The organism is Sorangium sp. So ce363 (assembly GCF_051520435.1).
Lineage (GTDB): Bacteria > Myxococcota_A > Polyangia > Polyangiales > Polyangiaceae > Sorangium > Sorangium cellulosum_B.
Genome location: NZ_CP150333.1, coordinates 8689360 through 8706881 on the forward strand (window position 1 = coordinate 8689360; position 17522 = coordinate 8706881).

Consider the following 17522-nt stretch of genomic DNA (forward strand, 5'->3'; position numbering starts at 1 on the left):
GCTACGCAGCCTTGAGATCATCGGACGCCGCCGGCTCGTCCGCGGCGCGCCGCCTGTGCTCCCGGGCGATGCCGGCCACGACGCCGAGCCACACGAGCCCGAGGGCGATATTGACCATCGCGAAGTGGCGAGTGGAGAGCGCGAGCACCTGGCCGGCGATCACCCCGCCGGCGGCGAGCACGTCGCCCGCGCGGACGACGAAGGTGTCGATGGCCGCCTTGGCGCTGTACTTGGCGTCGCGGCCGACCGGCAGGAAGAGCGCCTGCCGCGCGGTGTTCTGGATGGAGTAATCGGTGCTGTTTTCCGCGATCTTCGCGACGCGCACGACGGCGAGCGCCGGCAGGACGGCGAGTGACGCGTAGCCGAGCAGAGCGATGGCCGGGAGGATGAACAGGGCGAATCGCACGCCGAGGTACTTGAAGATGCGGGAGACGAAGAAGAGCTGCAGGACGACGCCGAACGTGTTGACCCAGTAAAAGAAATCCCCCTTGAAGGTCCCGATGATCGCGCCGAGCGCCGCCTTTTTCCCCTTCTCGGTGCGCGGGTGGACGAGCCCCGCCTCGGCGCCCTCGACGATCTTGCCGCCTGCCTCGACGTCGAACGCGCCGCCCTTGACGGCGGCGATCTTCCCTTCGAGCAGGCGCGACGCCTGCGGATCGACGAGGTAGACCGGCGCGCCCGCCGCGAGCGGCGCGCCCGGAGCTGCGCCGGCGGGGGCCGCGTCCGGCGCGCCGCGCTGCTCGCTCCCCGGGTCGAGCGCGCTCGTGGCGGACTCGATCAGGGTGCGATCGAGGATGTACTCGCCGGTCGAGTTCACCCAGTTGAGGACGAGCGTCAGGCCGGCGATGAGGAGCAGATAGCGGTCGCCCGCGATGATCTTGAAGCCGCCCGCCGCGCCCCCGGGCGGCGCGTCGGCCTTGTCCGCGGCGCCCTTCGCGCCCGCGAGGTCGTCGCGGTGGACGAGGTAGGTGAGCCCCAGGCAGGCGAGCAGCACGCCCGCCGCGAGGAGCATCATGTTGTAGGGGCCGATCGGCACGTAGACGCGCTTCGCGATCTGCGCGCCGAACATGGCGCCGAGCGAGCTCCCGATGCCGACGATGGCGAAGAGCCGCTTGCCCTGCTCGGGCGTGTAAACATCGTTGGCGAAGGACCAGAACTGCGCGATCACGGTGAGGTTGAAGCAGCCCACCCACAGATAGAAGGGCACCCCGAGGGGGACGCCGAGGCGCGCGAGGAGGAAGAAGAGGACGAGGTTCGCGGCGAAGAAGAGCGTGAGCGCCGTGGTGAGCTGCATGCGCCCGAAGCGCCTGGCCAGGGAGCCATAGGCGCGGACCACGCCCACGAGGAGGAGCGCCTGGCCCGCCGCCGCGTAGGCCTTCACCTCGGCGCCGTCGAGGTCGAGCCGCCGCCCGCCGATCTCGATCCCGCCGCCCGCGAGGATCAGCGGCTCGCGGACCACCTTGAGGAGATAATAGCCCGTGAGCAGGAGGAATACGTTCAGCGTGAGGACGAGCACGCTGAAGACCTCGCGCGGCTTCACCTCGGCGAAGATCGCAAGGAGCCTGTGAAGCACGCCCCGGGCCCGTGTCTCGTTCTCGCCTGTGCTCGCCACCCGCCGCTCCATGCCCGGAAAACCGCCGTTCTGGCGGCACCGGCACAGGACCGATGCCGAACGCGGGAGGCTATCGAGCCTGGTCCCGGCCGGCAACCTCCCTCTCGCGTGTGAACCGCCGCACCCGCCGCGCCGTCGCGTGGACGCTCGACAGGCGCGCGCCGCGCAGACAGGCGTCTCCCGGGTCGGGAACTCCGCTATGCTCCCGCGCCGCGACGTGTTTCCGTGCGAGAGGCGAGGCGGATTGGGCACCAACGAGGAGGGACCGACGCGCGCGCTCGGCACGGCCTTTCGGCGGCGCGCGGCCGCGCTCGCGAGCTGCGCCGCGCTGTCGCTGTCACTGTGCGCCGAGGCACAGGCCGCGCCACAGGCGGGGGGCGCCGTGCCGCCGCCCGTGGTCCCGGGGGCGCCGCCGGCGGCGCCTCGCGCGCCGGCAGAGCCTGCTACGCGGCCACGGCCTCCCGCCGCGGCGCCGCTTTCGCCCGGCGCGAAGCGCCCTGTGCCGGACTACGACGGTCGCCCGGACGAGGCGACGAGCGCCGGCGACGCGCTGCTCTGGGTGCCGCGCGTCGTGTTCTTCCCCGCTTACCTCGCCAGCGAGTACCTGGTCCGGCGGCCGCTCGGCGCTCTCACCGTCGCGGCGGAGCAGGGTGAGTGGATCAAGGAGCTCAAGGACATCTTCACCTTCGGGCCGAACAACAACATCGGCATCGTCCCGACGGCGCTCCTCGACTTCGGCTTTCGCGCGAGCGTCGGCGTTTACTTCTTCTATGACGACCTGTTCGTCGCCGGCAACGAGCTCCGCGTCCACGCCGCGACCGGCGGGGTCGACTGGTGGAGGCTCACGGTCGCCGACCGGATCCCCCTCGGCGGGCGCGCTCACCTGAAGCTCCGCGGCGAGGCGGACACCCGGCCTGACTGGCTGTTTTCAGGGATCGGCCCGAGCTCGCTGGAGCGCGACTGGGCCCGCTACAACGCCCGCAGCGTCGAGGGGACCGCGACGCTCCACGCCGATTTCGGCGCGTTCAGCTTCGTCGAGGCGACCACCGGCGCGAGGACCGTCGACTTCCACGACATCTGCTGCAAGCCGACGGTCGGCTTCCGGGTCGCGCGCGGCCGTTATCCGATGCCGCCGTCGTACGACACTGGATACACCTCCTACCGGATCGGGGCCCGGGCAGGCCTCGACTCGCGACGGCCGCGCCCGGCGCGGGGCAACGGCGTCCGGCTGGAGCTGTCCGGAGAGCACGCCGTCGACCTGGAGCGGCCGCTGGAGAGCCGGTGGATCCGCTACGGCGGCTCGCTGGGCGGGTTCGTCGACCTCACCGGGCACGATCGCATCGTGAGCCTCGTCCTCTCGGCGGCGTTCGCCGACCCGCTCGGCGCCGCGGAGGTCCCCTTCACCGAGCTCGCCGAGCTCGGCGGCGACGCGCCGATGCGGGGTTTCCGCGAAGGGCGCCTCCGCGGGCGGAGCGCCGCCGCGGCGACGCTCGAGTACCGCTATCCGGTCTGGGCGTTCGTCGACGGCACGGTGCAGGTCGCCGCGGGCAACGTGTTCGGCGAGCACCTCCGCGATTTCGATCTCGACCTGCTCCGCATGTCGTTCGTGCTCGGCCTGCGCACGAGCGGCGAGCGTGACCACTCCATCGATGTCCTGATCGGCTCGGCGACGGAGACCTTCGAGCAGGGGGCCGGCCTGCAGGAGCTGCGGTTCATGGTCGGCGCGACCCACGGATTTTGATCGAGCGGCAGAGGGTGTCCCGAGGGGAACCTCAGTTGGGCGGCTCGGCGTCGTCGGGACGCTCGATGCCGACGAGCTTGTAGCCGCGGCGCGGGCCGAGGTCGTAGAGATGGGCGCGCAGCGGACCGGGGGCCTGCCCGTTCAGGACATCGATGATGGCGTAGCGCGAGGGCGCGTCGTCGGGCGCGCCGCCGTCCGCGGCGATGTGGGGGAGCGAGAGGCACACGCGGCCGTCCGGCGAGGGGCGCACGACCGGCCGGGCGCGCAGGGCGAGCGCCTCGCCGGCGTACATCGCGGCCTCGTAGCGGAGGTCTTGCGGGCGCGCGACGCCCGTGCGCCGCGCGAGATCGACGCCGCACAGCGCCGCCGGCGAGGCCAGAGCGACGTCGGCGATGGGCGACAGGCGCGTCAGGTACCGCGCCATGATCGCGCGCTGTCGCGAGAGGAGCTTGCCGATCAGGAACGCGGTGTGCCGCGGCGCCGTGAAGTCGCCGGTCTTCACGGCGGCCTCGATGAGCTCCGGCGTGAAGCGCGCGAGCGTCCGGGCGGCCCAGGCGCCGTCGAGCTCGGTCATCCGCCCGAAGGCCGGGTTGGGGTAGCCGCCGCGCCAGGCCTCCGGCCGGAAATCGCGATCGCTGAAGAAGCCGAAGATGTCGCCCTGCGGATCGTGGCTCGCCCGGTCCCAGGGCCGCTCGGGGATGCCGAGCGTCACGAAGTCGAGGAGCGCGTACTCGGCGTCGAAGTAGAAGGCGTGGCCGAGGCGCTTCGAGATCTCCTCCCACTCCCACTCGCTGCCGAAGCAGTCGCCGAGATCGATGGTGTAGTGGCGCACGTGGCCCGGCGACGCGTCCTTGTCCTTCGGGTCCTCGGCGAGCCAGACATCCATCGAGTTCTGCTCGCGCGAGTCGAAGTGGTTGAGCCAGGCCGCGAGCAGGCGCCCCCCGCGCAGGTCGCGCCGGTCCTCGTGCGGGATGACGTCGTTCGGATCGTCCTCCCGGGTCCCCTCGTACCTGAACGGGCCGATGGCGCGGCCCGGGAGCCAGCGCGAGGCGACCATGCGGACCCGGTCGCCGCGCTTCGAGGCCTTGGCGAGCACGCCGTCGAGCGCCGCCTGATCGAAGGGCCTGGCGACACCGCTGTTGTCGGTCACGGTGAGCCCGGGCGACAGCTTCAGGATCGACGGCTTCAGGTAGACCACGCTGTCGCACGGCGCCCAGAAGCCGGCGGCGTGGTACAGGCGCGCCGCGATGGCGGTCGCGCCGGTGGCCCGCTCGGGCTGGTCCGAGGGGTCGGCCTTGAGCATGAACTTGCCGACGCCTTCGACCTTGATCCGGAAGCCGGGGTTCGCGCCGTTCGGCTTGCCCATGTCGATGACCCAGGACCCGTCCGGCGCCTCGGGATCCAGCGCCTTGTCGCCGCACGGCCCGCGCACCAGCTCCTCGGCGGAGAACGGCCGCTTGCCGAGCCGGTTCGTGAACCAGCTGGAGTCCGGCACCTCGTCGACGCTGTTCACGTTGGCCGCCTCGCCCCCTGGATCCACGGCGAAGAACCGCGACACCGGGCGGAAGACGAGGTTGTCGGCGGCGTCCCACGCGAACGAGGACTCGTAGGGCGCGGGCGAGCAGAGGCGGTGCTGCGGATCGTCGCTGGGGGCCTCGGGATCGGGCCGGCAGGGCAGCGAGACGGGGCTCAGGTCGGCGTCGCGCCAGACCGGATCGCGCAGGGGGAACCGGCGCACGTCGCCGCTGCACGCCGCGCTGAGCAGGGCGAGCAGCGGGAGAGCGCGGGTGAGCGGCGCCTTGGGCATCGGCGGGTGATGGTAGTGGAGAGGGCGCCGCTCGGGGCGGTTTTCGGCGAATCGAGCGCGGGTGAGCGCGGGCGAGCACGGGTGCGCGCGGGCGATGGCGGGCTCGTCAGAAGCCTTCTTGCCGGAGCCGCGCGATCACGGAGCGGTAGAAGTCGATATAGAGCCAGGGGTTCCCGTCGCCCGGACTCTGTCCGAAGAGCTGGCCTATCTCGTCGAAATGGTCGGCCGGGATACAGCCCCAGAAGTCCCCCCACCGCGCGTCCCGCGCGCGCACCAGGCCGTCGTTCGGGAACGACTCGCCGATGCCGCCGTCGAGCAGGGTCTCGGTCAGCGACAGCAGCGGGTGGACCGGATCGAGGCCGTCGTCGAACTGAGCGACGAAGGGCGCGGGGGTGAGCGTCGTGCAGTCCCTGCCGCCGCGCGCGCGGTTCGTCCGCCCGCCGAAGGAGGCATAGAACACCCCGGGAGAATCGGTGAACCTCGCGTTGAACTCCGCGATGCCGGGCGTCGAGAACTGCTCGAGCGCCGCGAAGACGCTCGTCTCGTTGCCTATCTGATCGTAGAGCGGCGCGCCGATGGCGTTGATGAGATCGTCCAGGATGTCCTGCAGGCGCTCGTGGGCGACGAGCTCGAGCGCCACGTCGGCGACCTTCGAGCCCAGGTGGGGTGTGGCGACGGTGACGATGGAGGCGACGAGATCGGGCCGATCGTGCGCCACCACGCGTGCGTCGAGCCCCCCCTGCGAGTGGGCGATGATGTTCACCTTCTCGTGGCCTGTCGCGTCCAGGATCTGCTCGATCCGCGCGAGCAGCTGCGCGCCGCGGACCTCGGAGCTGTTGAACGGGTCGACGGCGGGCGTGAAGATCGTCTCGCCGCTCTCGGCGAGGGTCTCTTTGACGTTGTAGAAGTAGCTGACGTATCCCGCGCCCGCGAAGTCCTCGAATCCGAAGAAGCCGTGAGCGAGCACGATGGGATACGGCGGGCCGAGCTTCCCTGACGGCCAGCCGCCGCCATTGCCGCCCGGGTCGTCCGGTGAGCCCGACGAGCTCGCCCAGACGCCCGAGGCGGAGCCGCCGCCCGCGCCCGTGAGCACTTCGCCGGTGCTCGCCGGCGGATCGAACTGCTCCCCGGCCGCGCTGCAGCCCGCGAGGAGAACACAGGAGGCGACCATCACCCACCCTCCCAGAGCAGCGGACACCCGCCGTCGCCTTCGACGAGCACCCGTGTGAGACTTGCACTTACGCGAACCGCCAACACACGATGATGAGACTGCCGACGAAGAAAGATCCAGCACGACCACCTCCTGCCGGAATCAGCTCAGACTCTGCTGATGGGATGCTGATGTCAAGCGCTGTCGGAAATTTGAACCATTCGTGGTGTGCAGCGCATTGCGTCGCGGGCGGCGGCGGGCCTCCTGTCAATGCACCAAGTGTTTTGACGCCGTGTTGGCGCATTGCGTCGCGGGTCGGCGTTATTTTTCCATGCGGAGGGGCGGGCTGGCTCCGGTAGGTTCGTGGGCCATGCGATCTGTCCAGAGCTCGTTTGCGCTTGTCCTGGTGGGTACCCTGGCCGCTTGCGGTGGCGCGGCGCCTCCTCCGTCAGAGCCGGATCGTGCGGAGGCCGAGGTGGCTGCTGCGGCGCCGGCCGCGAAGGAGGGCGGCGAGGCGGCGGAGGGTGAAGGTGGGAAGAAGGAGGAGGACGCGGCGGCGGAAGCGTCACGGCAGATCCCGACGACGTGCGAGCAGCGGGGCAACGAGTGTTTGCCGCCGGTCGCGTTCGTGAAGCGGCTCTGCAGCGGCTTCCATCCGGACGTGGCGCTCACCCTGTTCGCGAAGGGGTCGCCGTTCACGCGCGGGTACCTGACGCGGGACACCGACGCGGTGAACGCCTCTGGCGGGTCGTCCTCGAACGACAAGCTGGTCTTCGATGAGGAGGTGCTGATCCTCTATCACCGGGAGCCGGAGACCGGGGGCATGGTCGTGAGCGGCGCCGGGGGCGGATACGAGGTCCTGCGATGGGACGGGACGTGCGCCACGCTGATGGCGGAGGAGGTCCGGCAGCACGTGCCGCCGAAGCCGAAGTTCGCGGCGATCCCGTGGAAGAGCCTCGACCAGAAGACGCGCGACGCGTTCCTGGCCGACGAGAAGACGGGCAAGCTCATCATCGAGCGGAAGAGAGAGTGCAAGGGCGCGACGATGGGGGCGGTCACCGCGAAGTGCGAGAAGGTCGACAAGCAGATGGCGGCGGCGCTGATCGCGTACGTGCGCGGCGGAGGGGCGTTGCCGGCGCCGGGTCCGCTGCCCTGAGGGGCGGCGGGCGGGGGCGGGGCGCTTCCGGATGGGGTGGGTAGGAGCGCCGCCGGGCCGATGAGGGACGGGGGACCGCGATCGCGGTCGGCTACTCCGGCTTGTCCTTGGGCGCCACGTAGTCGGGCGGGAGCTGCGCGGCCTCGTTCCCGCCGGTGAAGAAGTACTTGTCGAGCTCGGTCATCCAGATCCGCTGGCCGGCCTCGGAGATGAGGTCGAGGCGGTACTCGTTGATGAGCATCTTCGAGTGCTCGAGCCACATCCGCCACGCCTCCTTCGAGACGTTGTCGAAAATCCGCTTGCCCAGCTCGCCCTTCAGCGGCGGCTTCTCCAGCCCCTCCGCCTCACGGCCGAGCTTCACGCACTGGACCATCCTCGCCATAAGTTGCCCGACTCCTTTTCCTTTTCGCGGGCTTCTTAGCCGAGCCGCGAGGAGCCGTCGAGAGCGGGAGGCGTGCCGGCGAGGTCAGCGGGGTGGGGGCCGGCCAGGTCGCTGAGCTGCGAGGAGCCGTCGAGAGCGGGAGGCGTGCCGGCGAGGTCAGCGGGTGGCCAACCAGATAGGGGGCCCGACCAGCCTAGGCGGGCGGGCGGGCGGGCGGCACCAGGTTGAGGCACGGGGAAACGGGCAAGGCCGACGGAGGCGCGCGGGGGCAGCAGCAGGCGGGAAAGCCAGAAGAATCGGACGAAGCGGACCCCGACCCGCGCACAGCGCCGTCCGCGACGGCGTCAGCGACGGAACGATCTGGCGCCGAGGGGTTGACGGCAGCACGGTTTCTAGCAATATTCGGTCCGTCTGAACGAACCACGAGGGGGCGATCGGCTTCGACGTGGGGACTGAAGGTCTGTCTGCGTGCTGGCGGCTCCTGCTCCGCCTATCAAGCGGGACGTTACAAGTGCGAACGACAACGCATACGCTGTCGCGGCCTAATAACCGCTAAGCCATCCGAGGAGAAGGTCGTCCTAGTACTCTAAGGGTGTCAACCACAGGGCTGGGTCGCGTGAGGACGCCCTCGATAACGCTGCCGAGATTCAGTGAGGGATAGGTCGTAGCCGAATCTACGAACGCCGTCGCCGGCGCATGGCGACTACGCACGTGAACGAAGGTAGACTGGATGCCTTGCGGACCCGGGTTCGATTCCCGGCGCCTCCACTAAAAAGACACGGTGAGAACCGTGTCTTTTTTCTTTTGTGTGCCCTGCGTGCGACCTGACAAATTTCGACGTCACTGGATTTGGTGCGGGGTCCCGCGTGAGTGAGATCACCGGGTGCGGGCGCATCGGGTGACGCGAGGGTACGGGGCTCCACAGAGCTCCACGGCGGGCAGCAGGCCGGCGGGGCGGATCCCGGCTCCGAGCCTGCGTGCTGCGTAGCCCGGAGCAAGCCAACCAGGCCGAGCGAGCGGACGCTGCTGCGAGGCGATGGCGACGGCGGGTAGGTCCCCCTGCCGGACGGGCTCCTCTTGACACGAGACGGCATCTCCGCTGGCCTCGCAGAGGATGGCGGCGATGGCGTAGCCGGACCGGCAGCGAGGACCGAGGAGATACCTCCGGACGGCAGCGCGGAAGGCTACCCAGCCCGCAGGAGAGAGCATGGACACTTCAACCATCAACTCCACCCATAATCTCGTAGAGTTAGCGTTCCTAACGCGATGGAAAGCGACTGACTTCTCCACATGGAATGAACAAACCATCCGAGAGGAATTCATAATCCGTCTTTTGCACCTTCTCGGATATCGAAAGGGAACAACTCATGACCTAGAGATGGAGAAGGAGCTTCGCCTTGCCGAGCCCTACCATCGCATCGGACGAAAAAAGGTTGCCATTGACTACGCACCCTCTTTGCGGCTCAGATATTTCTGGATCGTGGAAGCCAAACCGGGGCGCCCTCGCGAGATGCAGTTTGGAGATGTCCTACAAGCACATCTATATGCGATCCATCCCGAGGTTCAAGCTAGGTTCATCGTCCTGTGCAACGGATGGGAGGTGCGCGTATATGACGCGCTCACGCTCCGAACCTTCGACGATGCCCTTCACGTGTGTCGCCGAGAGGACTGCACGGAAACCTTCGGCGACCTAAAAGGCATTCTAGGTTCGGAACACATGCTCTCGTTTCAGCGCAAGCGTCTCGTGAGCCTAGCGCGCGACACGCTGGATGTGGAAGTAGACATCGAGCGATTTCGCCAGTTCAAAGACGAAATGTCCGCTCTTCTTAGGAGCGGCGAGGCCCGTGTTCGAGAAAACGAGCGTCAGCTACAATCGAAGCACTTCAAGGACTGGATAAACACAGAGCAAAGTGAGCTACGGGCTGCTAGTCTCAGTTCCCTGTTCATAAGCATGGATCTCCCCGAAGACGGAAGACGCCCCCCGGCCGAGGAGTTTATCAGACGCGTACTTGCCGGCACGCCAGCGGAACGGCAAGAACTTATGAACAAACTAGCAATGCAGTACCGTGCCCGACCACACAACATCTTCCGCGGCATTGCCGTATACATCTTGGTTAGGCTCCTCGAGGAGGGAGTGACAGTCGAGAAGAGCGCTTACGTTCACAGCATCAAGAATTGCATTGAAGAACTTGCAGGCGCCAACATTAATTATTGGTCTTCACATAGCCTCAGCAATGCTCTCTGTCACCTCGACAATGCCGCAATGCGAACCGCTTACAAATTCTGCACTCGACTTGGCATGCAATTTCATGCAGCTCTAAACGAAGATGCAAAAAAAGCGATGACCGCCGAAGAGCGTGTCGGCATGCAGCCGTCAGTCGCCAGACTAATGGTTTCCTCAGTAGGACACGCCCAGGAGGTTCTTTGGAGAAAATACTGCTCGGCCCGAACTCCCCAAGAAATCTGGGATGGCGTCTGGACCCTTCAGGCCGCAGAAGCCGAGCTCGATAAACTTCCTGCGACACAATACCCGGACGATGATTCGGACATACTCTTCTTTGAGCACCAGGGGTTCTCAATTGATCAACTACGTGCAGCAACATGGAATGCATTAAATAACAAAGTTGAACTTCTACGCCATGCAGGGGTGACCGAGAACATCATTACATTCGCTATGCTCACTTGGGAGGAACTACCTGCAGGAATTCCACCCGAACCCAGAGCACCAGAAGGGTTCGCCCCATCGTGGCAATTAAAGGATCTTGCACAGGAGCTGCTTCCGAAAGTACTTGCGCTGCGCGCAGCAGCAATGATCGCTCAAGTAGAAGGCGACTACACAGGGTTCTAATCACGTATCTCTCGCCATCAGCACGGCGGCCAGGCGTCCTTTCCTTCCGGGGGCATCCCTTCCGGCGGCACCAGAAGCACGTCCTCTCGACACGAGACGGAGCCTCGCTGACCTCGTAGTGCGAGGTAGTCCTGGTGGTAGCTATAATAGCGGCGAGAACGAAACAAGTGACTCCGGACGCCTGCGACGAGGAGCACGTTTACCGCCTCAAAACACGCTGACACGAGGAAACATGCCCAACTTGAATGCGTTGATTGTACCTTCTGATCACCCTCCTCGAAGAAGCACGATCAAGCGCCACTTGCTGTTTTTTGATTCTGTTCTACTGAGCGATCCTTCCGACGCAGCGCTAATCAACAACTTCGAAGTCAAGGAGACATTCCGGAACGGCATGGAGGTCCAATGGACACTCCGAGTTCCGTTTCCAAGATCGAGCGAATACGAAGACAGCCTCCGTGAGCTACTGCGAGAAACCAAACCACTTCAGGCACACGGAAAGATTCGCGTTCTCATGCCGAGCACACCCAAGCTCGACTTAGGATTAAATTGGACCACCTACTCCACAGCAATCACGAATGAGTCACTCGTTCGAGCTGCAATTCCTGACTACCGGCCGGGGCCACCGCCGGTAAGACTGGCATCTGGGGTTTATCATGGTTTTTCGATGGCTCCTCCGGGCGAGAGGTCAAAATATCATGTTGAAACGAAGCAGCCGGCGGAAGTCGCGGGAATCGAAGACAACGGATGGACTGGGCTTAGCTACGCACGCATCGGTCGCACCATAAAGTATATTCGCAGAGCGACCGCCGAGAATGCTCATCCATGCACCTCCGACGAGCCGACAACCAATATTCTACTTACATTAGGCGCATCAGCATCCACCTCACCACTCTCGGCTGACGACGTTGCAGATTTAGCCATTGCTACAGATGTGGTCGACGGAGCGGAACTGGAACGAGTACTCGTGGACGTACCATGGGATGATGTTCTGAAGATCCGCAGGCAAATCTTGCCACATGTTTCCAAACTGCGCGAAGTTCTGCGAAGGAACGTCAGGATTGCGCAACAGGCCTCGAATACAGGTATCGCTGCTTATCGACAGGAAATCAACAAGCTTCGCTCCGATTTCGCCAAAGAGAAAGAAAATGTGGCAGCCGAGTGGAGTAAGCTCAAGCTCGTGGGAGCTAGCAAGGCGTTGGGGGTCGGTGGAGTTGTCGCGGGAGGGCTCAGTACAGTCGTAATCCCCACTACCATAAGCGAAATGCTGCTTACGCTCATTTCGAGCGGACTTGCCGCCGCAGGCGCTGCCGCAAACGAGTTCAATTCGTATATTGTTGCTCGGGACAAAGCGCGTGCAAATCCCATGTTCTTTTTCGATAGCCTACCGAAGAAGCTCTCGTCGAAAGAGGAACTGTAACCGCTACCTAACCGCCGGCCCCAAGCTCCCGGGGCTCCATCTTCCAGAGCAGCTCCAGGAGGGTACGCGCCTCGACCTCCTCGCCGGGGGACGGCACCCAGCCGGCGATGTGCGCCCTCGGGGGCGGCACGGCAACCTTCCGGCGGCGGTACGCTTTCTCGTAGTACTTCCCGACCTGGTGGACGGCGACTGCGTCCAGCGCGGCCGCAGTGGCGTTCAGGATGGGCTCAGGATCGCACGAGCCGGGCGCTAGCGAGGTCGACCGCGGGCGCGACGTGCGCAGGCGCGTGCGGGGCGCTGAGGAGTTCCGAGAGCGTGCGAGCGGCGATCTGCGCGGTCGCGAGGTCACCGGCCGCATGGGCGGCGGTGTTGACGCTCAGGCTGGCTGATGGTCCGCCGAGCAAGCTGCTTGATGGCCATCGCGGGCGTGCACGGTTGCGGTCAAGGAGAGCGATGGCCATCGCTCGGACGCGCGCCGCAGGGCAGCTCGCAATGGCCATCATGGTTGGTGGCCGTCGGCGCCGGCGAGGTGTCCCTTCGCCAGCGCCGAGGTGGCGCCCGTCGTGTGGGTCAGCGTCAGCTGCCGTCCGTCCCCAGGTCGCCGACGATGCGCGCCATCACGTCACGCTCGACGAGTTTCTTCTTCCGTCGCGCCGCCTCGCGCAGCGCGGCGGTGGCCATGCGGTCGATCTCGCGCAGGCTCGAGCCAGCCGCCTCGTGGAGCAGCGTCAGAGCGTCCGCGGTGAAGACGTCGCGATCGGCGCCGGCACGGCTCATCCGGAGCCGCACGTACTCTCCGGTATCGTCGGGGACCATCGCACCAATGGACAGACGCCGCTCGATGCGGGAATTTAGCGAGCGGTTTTTGCGCAGCTCAAGCCGGCCTTGGAGATCAGAGAGCCCTGCCAGGATCAGCGACAACAGGGCGCGGCTGTCCCATTCGTAGTTCGGTGGGCGGCCGGCGCCGTGTCTGGCTTGCGCCAGATCGGTTTCCGGCCGCCCACCGAACTACGCCTGGGATAGCCGCGCATTGCTCTCGCTCGTGTTGCTTGGCTTGCCCGAGCTTGGCGAGCGGCTCCGCGTGCGCCGCAATCGCTCCCTGTATTCGCGCCTCCATTATCGATTGACCATCGACCCGCTCACGCCGGACGATACGGCCGACTATCTGCGTGTACGTCTCGGCCGAGTCGGCTGCACGAAAGAGCTCTTCACCTCGGACGCGATCGCGATGCTGCACGAGGCGGCCGCTGGCAGCCTGCGCGACACCGATCGACTCGCCACCGCCGCGCTCCGCGCCGCTGCGCGCAAGAAGCGCAAGCTCGTCGAGCGCGACGTCCTGAGCCGCATCCCGGTGGGTGTCAAGATAGTTGTCCAGTAATTCGGTCAGGTCCTCATGAGTGCTTTGGCCTCGTGGGTGTGGGGGTTGAGGGTCACGGGGCCGATCGGTGTCCAGTTGCGAGTCTGACCGGTCCAGCGCAGGGGCGTCCTGCGGCGGGCCCGCTGGTAGAGGGCGTGGCGGGCGGCGAGCAACGCGCCGTCGCGACCGCGGTGGCGGTCGTCGGGCGTGACGAAGCGGATGCTGCTGTGCAGGTGCTCGCTGTTGTACCAGGCGACGAAATGCTCGACCCACTGGCGCGCCTGCTCGACCGTGGCGAACGGGCGGCGTGGGTACTCGGGCCGGTACTTGAGCGTGCGGAACAGGGCCTCGGCGTAGGGGTTGTCATCGCTGACGCGAGGACGGCTGAAAGAGGGCACGACGCCCAGGCGCTGGAGGGTGGCGAGCATGGTCGAGCCCTTCATCGGGCCGCCGTTGTCGGCGTGCAGCACCAGGCAACCGGAGCCCACGTTTTCGCGGCCGCAGGTCTGCTCGACGAGGCGAGCGGCAGCCAGCATCGACTCCTCGGCCTCGACCGACCAGCCGACAATCTTGCGGCTGTAGACGTCCACCACCAGGTACAGGAAGTAGAATGCTCCGCGCACTGCGCTCTTCAGGTAGGTGATGTCCCAGCACCACACCTGATTGGGGCGTTTGGCGACGAACTCGCGAGGACGATGGGCGCGTGCCGGTCGAGCCGGATTGCGGTGCGCGAGCAGCCCCTGCTCGCGCAGGACACGGTAGAAGCTCGACTCCGAAGCGATGAGCGTGCTCGCGAAGTTTGAGGGGGTGCCGAGCACGAAGATTGAGGGACGCGCGGCGTCATGGCCGGCGAGGCCTTGGTCGTGGCCGGGCCGCGACGCCAGGACGGACACGAGCACGAAGTTTGAGGGCCTTTGAGCGCGAAGATCGAGGGACGCGCGGCGTGATGAGCCGAGCGCGGGCGGGGTTACCTCAAAACGGAATGTCGTCGCCGGGCCGCTCGTCGCCGAGCACCCGCGAGTGATCCGCAGGGAGGAAGGCGCGGTAGCCGTCGAGCGCGGCGTGGAGCTCGCGGACGGCCTCGAAGATGCGGCGGGCCGCGCGCAGGCCCGGAGTGCGGGGCGCGGGCTCCTCGGGGGGCGCGAGCAGATCGGGGTGCTGCGCGAGCAGGACCTGGATGAGGAAAAGCAGCGTCGCGTCGAGCAGCGCGAGGGGCTCGGGGATCGGCAGCGTGACGTTGGCGGTGCGTGGCATGGGCGCCTCCAGGTTCACCGTTTGCGGTTCGCGGACTTGGGCTTCGGGGCCGCGCCGAAGATCTCGAGAAAGAGCTTCTCGTCGAGCCGCGGCAGCTCGCGCTCGGCGGCGGCGGCGAGCAGCTCGTCGGCGAGGTTCATGAGCACGCGGTAGTTTCCGGCGGAGTGGTCGGCGAGCGTGGCCTTGAGCTCCGCGGTCATCAAGGAGGGGTTGCCGGCGGCGGCGAGCACGTGGTCGAGGCAAGCGAGCAGCTCGTCGCGAGAGGCGTAGTCGAGGACGAGCCGGCGGCGGATGCGCGAGCCGAGCGGCAAGAGCTCGGCGGTGCGGAGACGCTCGGGGAGACGGGAGTCGCCGGCGAAGATCACGCAGAGCAGTTGCCTCGAATCGAAGTCCTTGCTGGAGAGGATGCGCAGCTCGTTGAGCACGGGCGTGCTCGCCTCCTGCGCCTCATCGAGGATCAGCACGGGTCGGCGAAGCGTCGTGGCGAAGTGCTCGGCCCAGCGCGCGCGAAGCGCCTTGAAGCCTGCCCAGCGGTTGCTGGACGAGAGCGGGACTCCGAAGAGATCACCGAGCTCGCGGTAGAAGTCGCCGGCCCTGCTCTGGGGATGCTCGATGGTGCCGACCACCACGTCGGTCAGGGCGCCGAGCCGCGCAGCGAGCAGGCGTAACGCGATGCTCTTGCCCGTGCCGGGATCGCCGGTGAGCATGGCGAAGCCGCCGTGAGCCAACCCGAGCTCGACGCGACGAAGGAAGGCGTCGACGGGCGGCGAGACATAGAGGGCCTCTGCGGGCACGTCGGCGCGGAAGGGAATGTACTTCAAACTGTAGAGAGACAGGAGTCGACTCATCATGGTCAATCCTCCTCCGTGTTCTTGGGCAGGTAGGCGGGCGGCAGGCCCGTGGCCGCGTACTCGGCCATCAGCTGGCGCAGGAGCGGCGCGATACCGGGAGGCTTCCTCGACGGAGCCAGCGGCGCGGTGATCTCTGTGAGCGCGCGACGCGCGCGGTCCGCGGATTTCACGCCATCGTGATCACCGAGATCACCGCATCGTGATCGCTCGGATCACCGCATCGTGATCACCAGGATCACCATCGTGATCATCGGGATCACGGTCGTGATCGCGCGGATCGCCGCTCGTGATCGCGCTGGTGCATCCTGCGCGGCCCACGAGGCTGAGGCGTAGCGGCGCTGGACGTCGGGTCCACCCACCCGGGCCTCAGAGGAGGGTCCCAGGTGGCGACGGAGCGACTGTCCATGCACAAAACACGAGAGATTCTTCGGCAGAAGTGGCTCCTGGGCCGCACGCACCGGCAGACGGCGGTGAGCAACGGCACGAGCCCGGGGGCGGTGGGCAACGTCCTGGCACGCGCCAAGGCCGCCGGCCTCACGGCCTGGGAGCAGGTCACGCAGCTGGACGACGATGCCCTGGAGCGGGCGCTCTACGGCACGTCCGTCGTCGAGCCGGGGGTCGCGCCCGTCGAGCCCGACTGCGCCTGGATTCACCGCGAGCGGCACCGGCCCCACGTGACGCTGGAGCTACTGCACCTGGAGTACCTGCGCCAGCATCCCAACGGTCTTCGCTACACTGCCTTCTGCAACCGCTACCGGACGTGGCTCGATCGGCGCGGCCTGGTGATGCGCCAGGTCCACGTTGCGGGCGAGAAGATGTTCGTCGACTACGCCGGCAAGAAGCCGAGCCTCGTGGACCCCGCTACAGGCACGGTCGCCGAGGTCGAGCTGTTCGTCGCGGTGCTCGGCGCCTCCAGCTACACATACGCTGAGGCGACGCGCAGCCAGAGGGGACCGGACTGGATCGGAAGCCACTGCCGCGCCTTCGTGTTCTTCGGCGGTGTGCCGCGCGCTGTCGTGTGCGACCAGCTCAAGAGCGGCGTCACGCGCGCCTGCCGGTATGAGCCTCAGGTGCAGCGGACATACGAGGAGATGGCCGAACATTACGGCACGACGGTGCTGCCCGCGCGACCGAAGCATCCACGCGATAAGGCCAAGGTCGAGGTCGCCGTGCAGGTCGTCGAGCGATGGATTCTTGCCCGTATTCGCAACGAGGTGTTTCACTCGCTCGCAGCGCTCAACGCGCGCATCGCCGAGCTGCTGGCCGACATCAACAGCCGTGTGATGAAGCGCTACGGCGAGAGCCGAAAGGAGCTCTTCGAGAAGCTCGAGAAGGCAGCGCTCGCCGCCCTGCCTGCGGAGGCATTCGAGTACGCCGAGTGGAAGAAGGCGCGTGTCAACATCGACTACCACGTGGTCTTCGACGACCACTTCTACTCGGTCCCCCACGTGCACGTGCACGAGGAGGTCTGGATAAGGGCGACGGTCGCGACGGTCGAGGTCCTGCTGCGCAGCCGCCGGATCGCATCGCACCCCCGCTCGCGAGCGCGCGGGCAGCACTCGACCGTGCGTGAGCACATGCCGAGCGCCCACCGGGCGCATGCGGAGTGGACGCCCTCGCGCCTGCTCGCGTGGGCCGAGAAGATCGGCCCGGCAACCCGGCAGCTCTGCGCGGCGATCCTGGCCGAGCGGCCTCACCCCGAGCAGGGTTTCCGGTCCTGCCTGGGCCTGCTGCGCCTCGGCAAGCGCTACGGCCAGGAGCGGCTGGAGGCTGCCTGCGTGCGCGCCGGGCACGTCCGCGCTCGCTCCTACCGGCACGTCGAGTCGATCCTGAAGAACGGGCTCGATCGCATGCCGCTCGCTCATGACGACGGCGCCCCGGCCGCCCCTCAGCCCATCGACCACGAGAACATCCGTGGCCGTGACTACTACCTCAACTGACGGAGAA

At 66.9% G+C, this 17522-nt stretch carries 15 protein-coding genes, 1 other RNA gene and 1 pseudogene; 7 read left to right on the forward strand and 10 right to left on the reverse strand.

Going from position 1 to position 17522, the window contains the following annotated elements:
- Nucleotide 1: 1 nt before the first annotated feature.
- A complete protein-coding gene (locus tag WMF12_RS32645) occupies nucleotides 2-1612 on the reverse strand; it encodes an NTP/NDP exchange transporter (RefSeq protein WP_437851680.1) in 1611 nt (536 codons plus the stop codon).
- 499 nt (nucleotides 1613-2111) lie between these two features.
- On the opposite strand from WMF12_RS32645, the gene WMF12_RS32650 reads away from it, so the two are divergent.
- Complete coding sequence (locus WMF12_RS32650) at nucleotides 2112-3353, forward strand: BamA/TamA family outer membrane protein (protein WP_437851682.1); 1242 nt, start codon at nucleotides 2112-2114, stop codon at nucleotides 3351-3353.
- A gap of 31 nt (nucleotides 3354-3384) precedes the next feature.
- On the opposite strand, the gene WMF12_RS32655 is transcribed toward WMF12_RS32650, so the two are convergent.
- Complete coding sequence (locus WMF12_RS32655) at nucleotides 3385-5160, reverse strand: hypothetical protein (RefSeq protein ID WP_437851683.1); 1776 nt, start codon at nucleotides 5158-5160, stop codon at nucleotides 3385-3387.
- Between the two features lie 106 nt (nucleotides 5161-5266).
- The gene (locus WMF12_RS32660; RefSeq protein WP_437851685.1) at nucleotides 5267-6331 is read right to left on the reverse strand and encodes an esterase/lipase family protein; all 1065 of its coding nucleotides are present in this window, start codon (nucleotides 6329-6331) and stop codon (nucleotides 5267-5269) included.
- Nucleotides 6332-6785: 454 nt separating this feature from the next.
- On the opposite strand from WMF12_RS32660, the gene WMF12_RS32665 reads away from it, so the two are divergent.
- A complete protein-coding gene (locus WMF12_RS32665; protein ID WP_437851688.1) occupies nucleotides 6786-7466 on the forward strand; it encodes a hypothetical protein in 681 nt (226 codons plus the stop codon).
- Nucleotides 7467-7557: 91 nt separating this feature from the next.
- Here the strand turns inward: WMF12_RS32665 and WMF12_RS32670 are convergent, their stop codons facing one another.
- The gene (locus WMF12_RS32670; protein ID WP_272095228.1) at nucleotides 7558-7848 is read right to left on the reverse strand and encodes an oxidative damage protection protein; all 291 of its coding nucleotides are present in this window, start codon (nucleotides 7846-7848) and stop codon (nucleotides 7558-7560) included.
- A gap of 426 nt (nucleotides 7849-8274) precedes the next feature.
- On the opposite strand from WMF12_RS32670, the gene ssrA reads away from it, so the two are divergent.
- The 3 genes from ssrA (at nucleotide 8275) to WMF12_RS32685 (ending at nucleotide 12113) form a co-directional block, all read left to right on the forward strand.
- Nucleotides 8275-8619, forward strand: a transfer-messenger RNA (tmRNA) gene (gene ssrA / locus WMF12_RS32675).
- Nucleotides 8620-9055: 436 nt separating this feature from the next.
- Entirely contained in the window at nucleotides 9056-10696 is a 1641-nt protein-coding gene (locus tag WMF12_RS32680) for a hypothetical protein (RefSeq protein ID WP_437851690.1), read from the forward strand.
- A gap of 232 nt (nucleotides 10697-10928) precedes the next feature.
- Nucleotides 10929-12113, forward strand: a complete 1185-nt coding sequence (locus WMF12_RS32685; protein ID WP_437851692.1) for a hypothetical protein — start codon at nucleotides 10929-10931, stop codon at nucleotides 12111-12113.
- A gap of 7 nt (nucleotides 12114-12120) precedes the next feature.
- Here WMF12_RS32685 and WMF12_RS32690 read toward each other — a convergent pair whose 3' ends face one another.
- On the reverse strand, nucleotides 12121-12243 hold the full coding sequence (locus WMF12_RS32690; protein ID WP_437851694.1) for a hypothetical protein: 123 nt from the start codon (nucleotides 12241-12243) through the stop codon (nucleotides 12121-12123).
- Nucleotides 12244-12689: 446 nt separating this feature from the next.
- A complete protein-coding gene (locus tag WMF12_RS32695) occupies nucleotides 12690-13034 on the reverse strand; it encodes a hypothetical protein (RefSeq protein ID WP_437851696.1) in 345 nt (114 codons plus the stop codon).
- A 109-nt stretch (nucleotides 13035-13143) separates the two neighbouring features.
- Between WMF12_RS32695 and WMF12_RS32700 the strand changes: the two genes are divergently transcribed.
- A complete protein-coding gene (locus WMF12_RS32700) occupies nucleotides 13144-13491 on the forward strand; it encodes a hypothetical protein (RefSeq protein ID WP_437851697.1) in 348 nt (115 codons plus the stop codon).
- Between the two features lie 5 nt (nucleotides 13492-13496).
- On the opposite strand, the pseudogene WMF12_RS32705 reads toward WMF12_RS32700, so the two are convergent.
- The 4 genes and pseudogenes from WMF12_RS32705 to WMF12_RS32720 form a co-directional block, all read right to left on the reverse strand.
- A pseudogene (locus WMF12_RS32705) lies at nucleotides 13497-14252 on the reverse strand (IS3 family transposase); the annotation flags it as partial.
- Nucleotides 14253-14442: 190 nt separating this feature from the next.
- Entirely contained in the window at nucleotides 14443-14724 is a 282-nt protein-coding gene (locus WMF12_RS32710; protein ID WP_437851699.1) for a hypothetical protein, read from the reverse strand.
- Nucleotides 14725-14738: 14 nt separating this feature from the next.
- On the reverse strand, nucleotides 14739-15575 hold the full coding sequence (locus WMF12_RS32715) for an ExeA family protein (protein WP_437851702.1): 837 nt from the start codon (nucleotides 15573-15575) through the stop codon (nucleotides 14739-14741).
- A 2-nt stretch (nucleotides 15576-15577) separates the two neighbouring features.
- The gene (locus WMF12_RS32720; RefSeq protein WP_437873975.1) at nucleotides 15578-15745 is read right to left on the reverse strand and encodes a hypothetical protein; all 168 of its coding nucleotides are present in this window, start codon (nucleotides 15743-15745) and stop codon (nucleotides 15578-15580) included.
- 234 nt (nucleotides 15746-15979) lie between these two features.
- Between WMF12_RS32720 and istA the strand changes: the two genes are divergently transcribed.
- The gene (gene istA, locus WMF12_RS32725) at nucleotides 15980-17515 is read left to right on the forward strand and encodes an IS21 family transposase (RefSeq protein WP_437851704.1); all 1536 of its coding nucleotides are present in this window, start codon (nucleotides 15980-15982) and stop codon (nucleotides 17513-17515) included.
- Nucleotides 17516-17522 lie beyond the last annotated feature (7 nt).

Bases quoted from the DNA above. Each gene is read 5' to 3' on its own strand.
- istA (WP_437851704.1), top strand. From the start codon at position 15,980: ATGCACAAAACACGAGAGATTCTTCGGCAGAAGTGGCTCCTGGGCCGC.
- WMF12_RS32715 (WP_437851702.1), bottom strand. From the start codon at position 15,575: ATGATGAGTCGACTCCTGTCTCTCTACAGTTTGAAGTACATTCCCTTC.
- WMF12_RS32670 (WP_272095228.1), bottom strand. From the start codon at position 7,848: ATGGCGAGGATGGTCCAGTGCGTGAAGCTCGGCCGTGAGGCGGAGGGG.
- WMF12_RS32655 (WP_437851683.1), bottom strand. From the start codon at position 5,160: ATGCCCAAGGCGCCGCTCACCCGCGCTCTCCCGCTGCTCGCCCTGCTC.
- WMF12_RS32660 (WP_437851685.1), bottom strand. From the start codon at position 6,331: ATGGTCGCCTCCTGTGTTCTCCTCGCGGGCTGCAGCGCGGCCGGGGAG.
- WMF12_RS32710 (WP_437851699.1), bottom strand. From the start codon at position 14,724: ATGCCACGCACCGCCAACGTCACGCTGCCGATCCCCGAGCCCCTCGCG.
- WMF12_RS32685 (WP_437851692.1), top strand. From the start codon at position 10,929: ATGCCCAACTTGAATGCGTTGATTGTACCTTCTGATCACCCTCCTCGA.
- WMF12_RS32680 (WP_437851690.1), top strand. From the start codon at position 9,056: ATGGACACTTCAACCATCAACTCCACCCATAATCTCGTAGAGTTAGCG.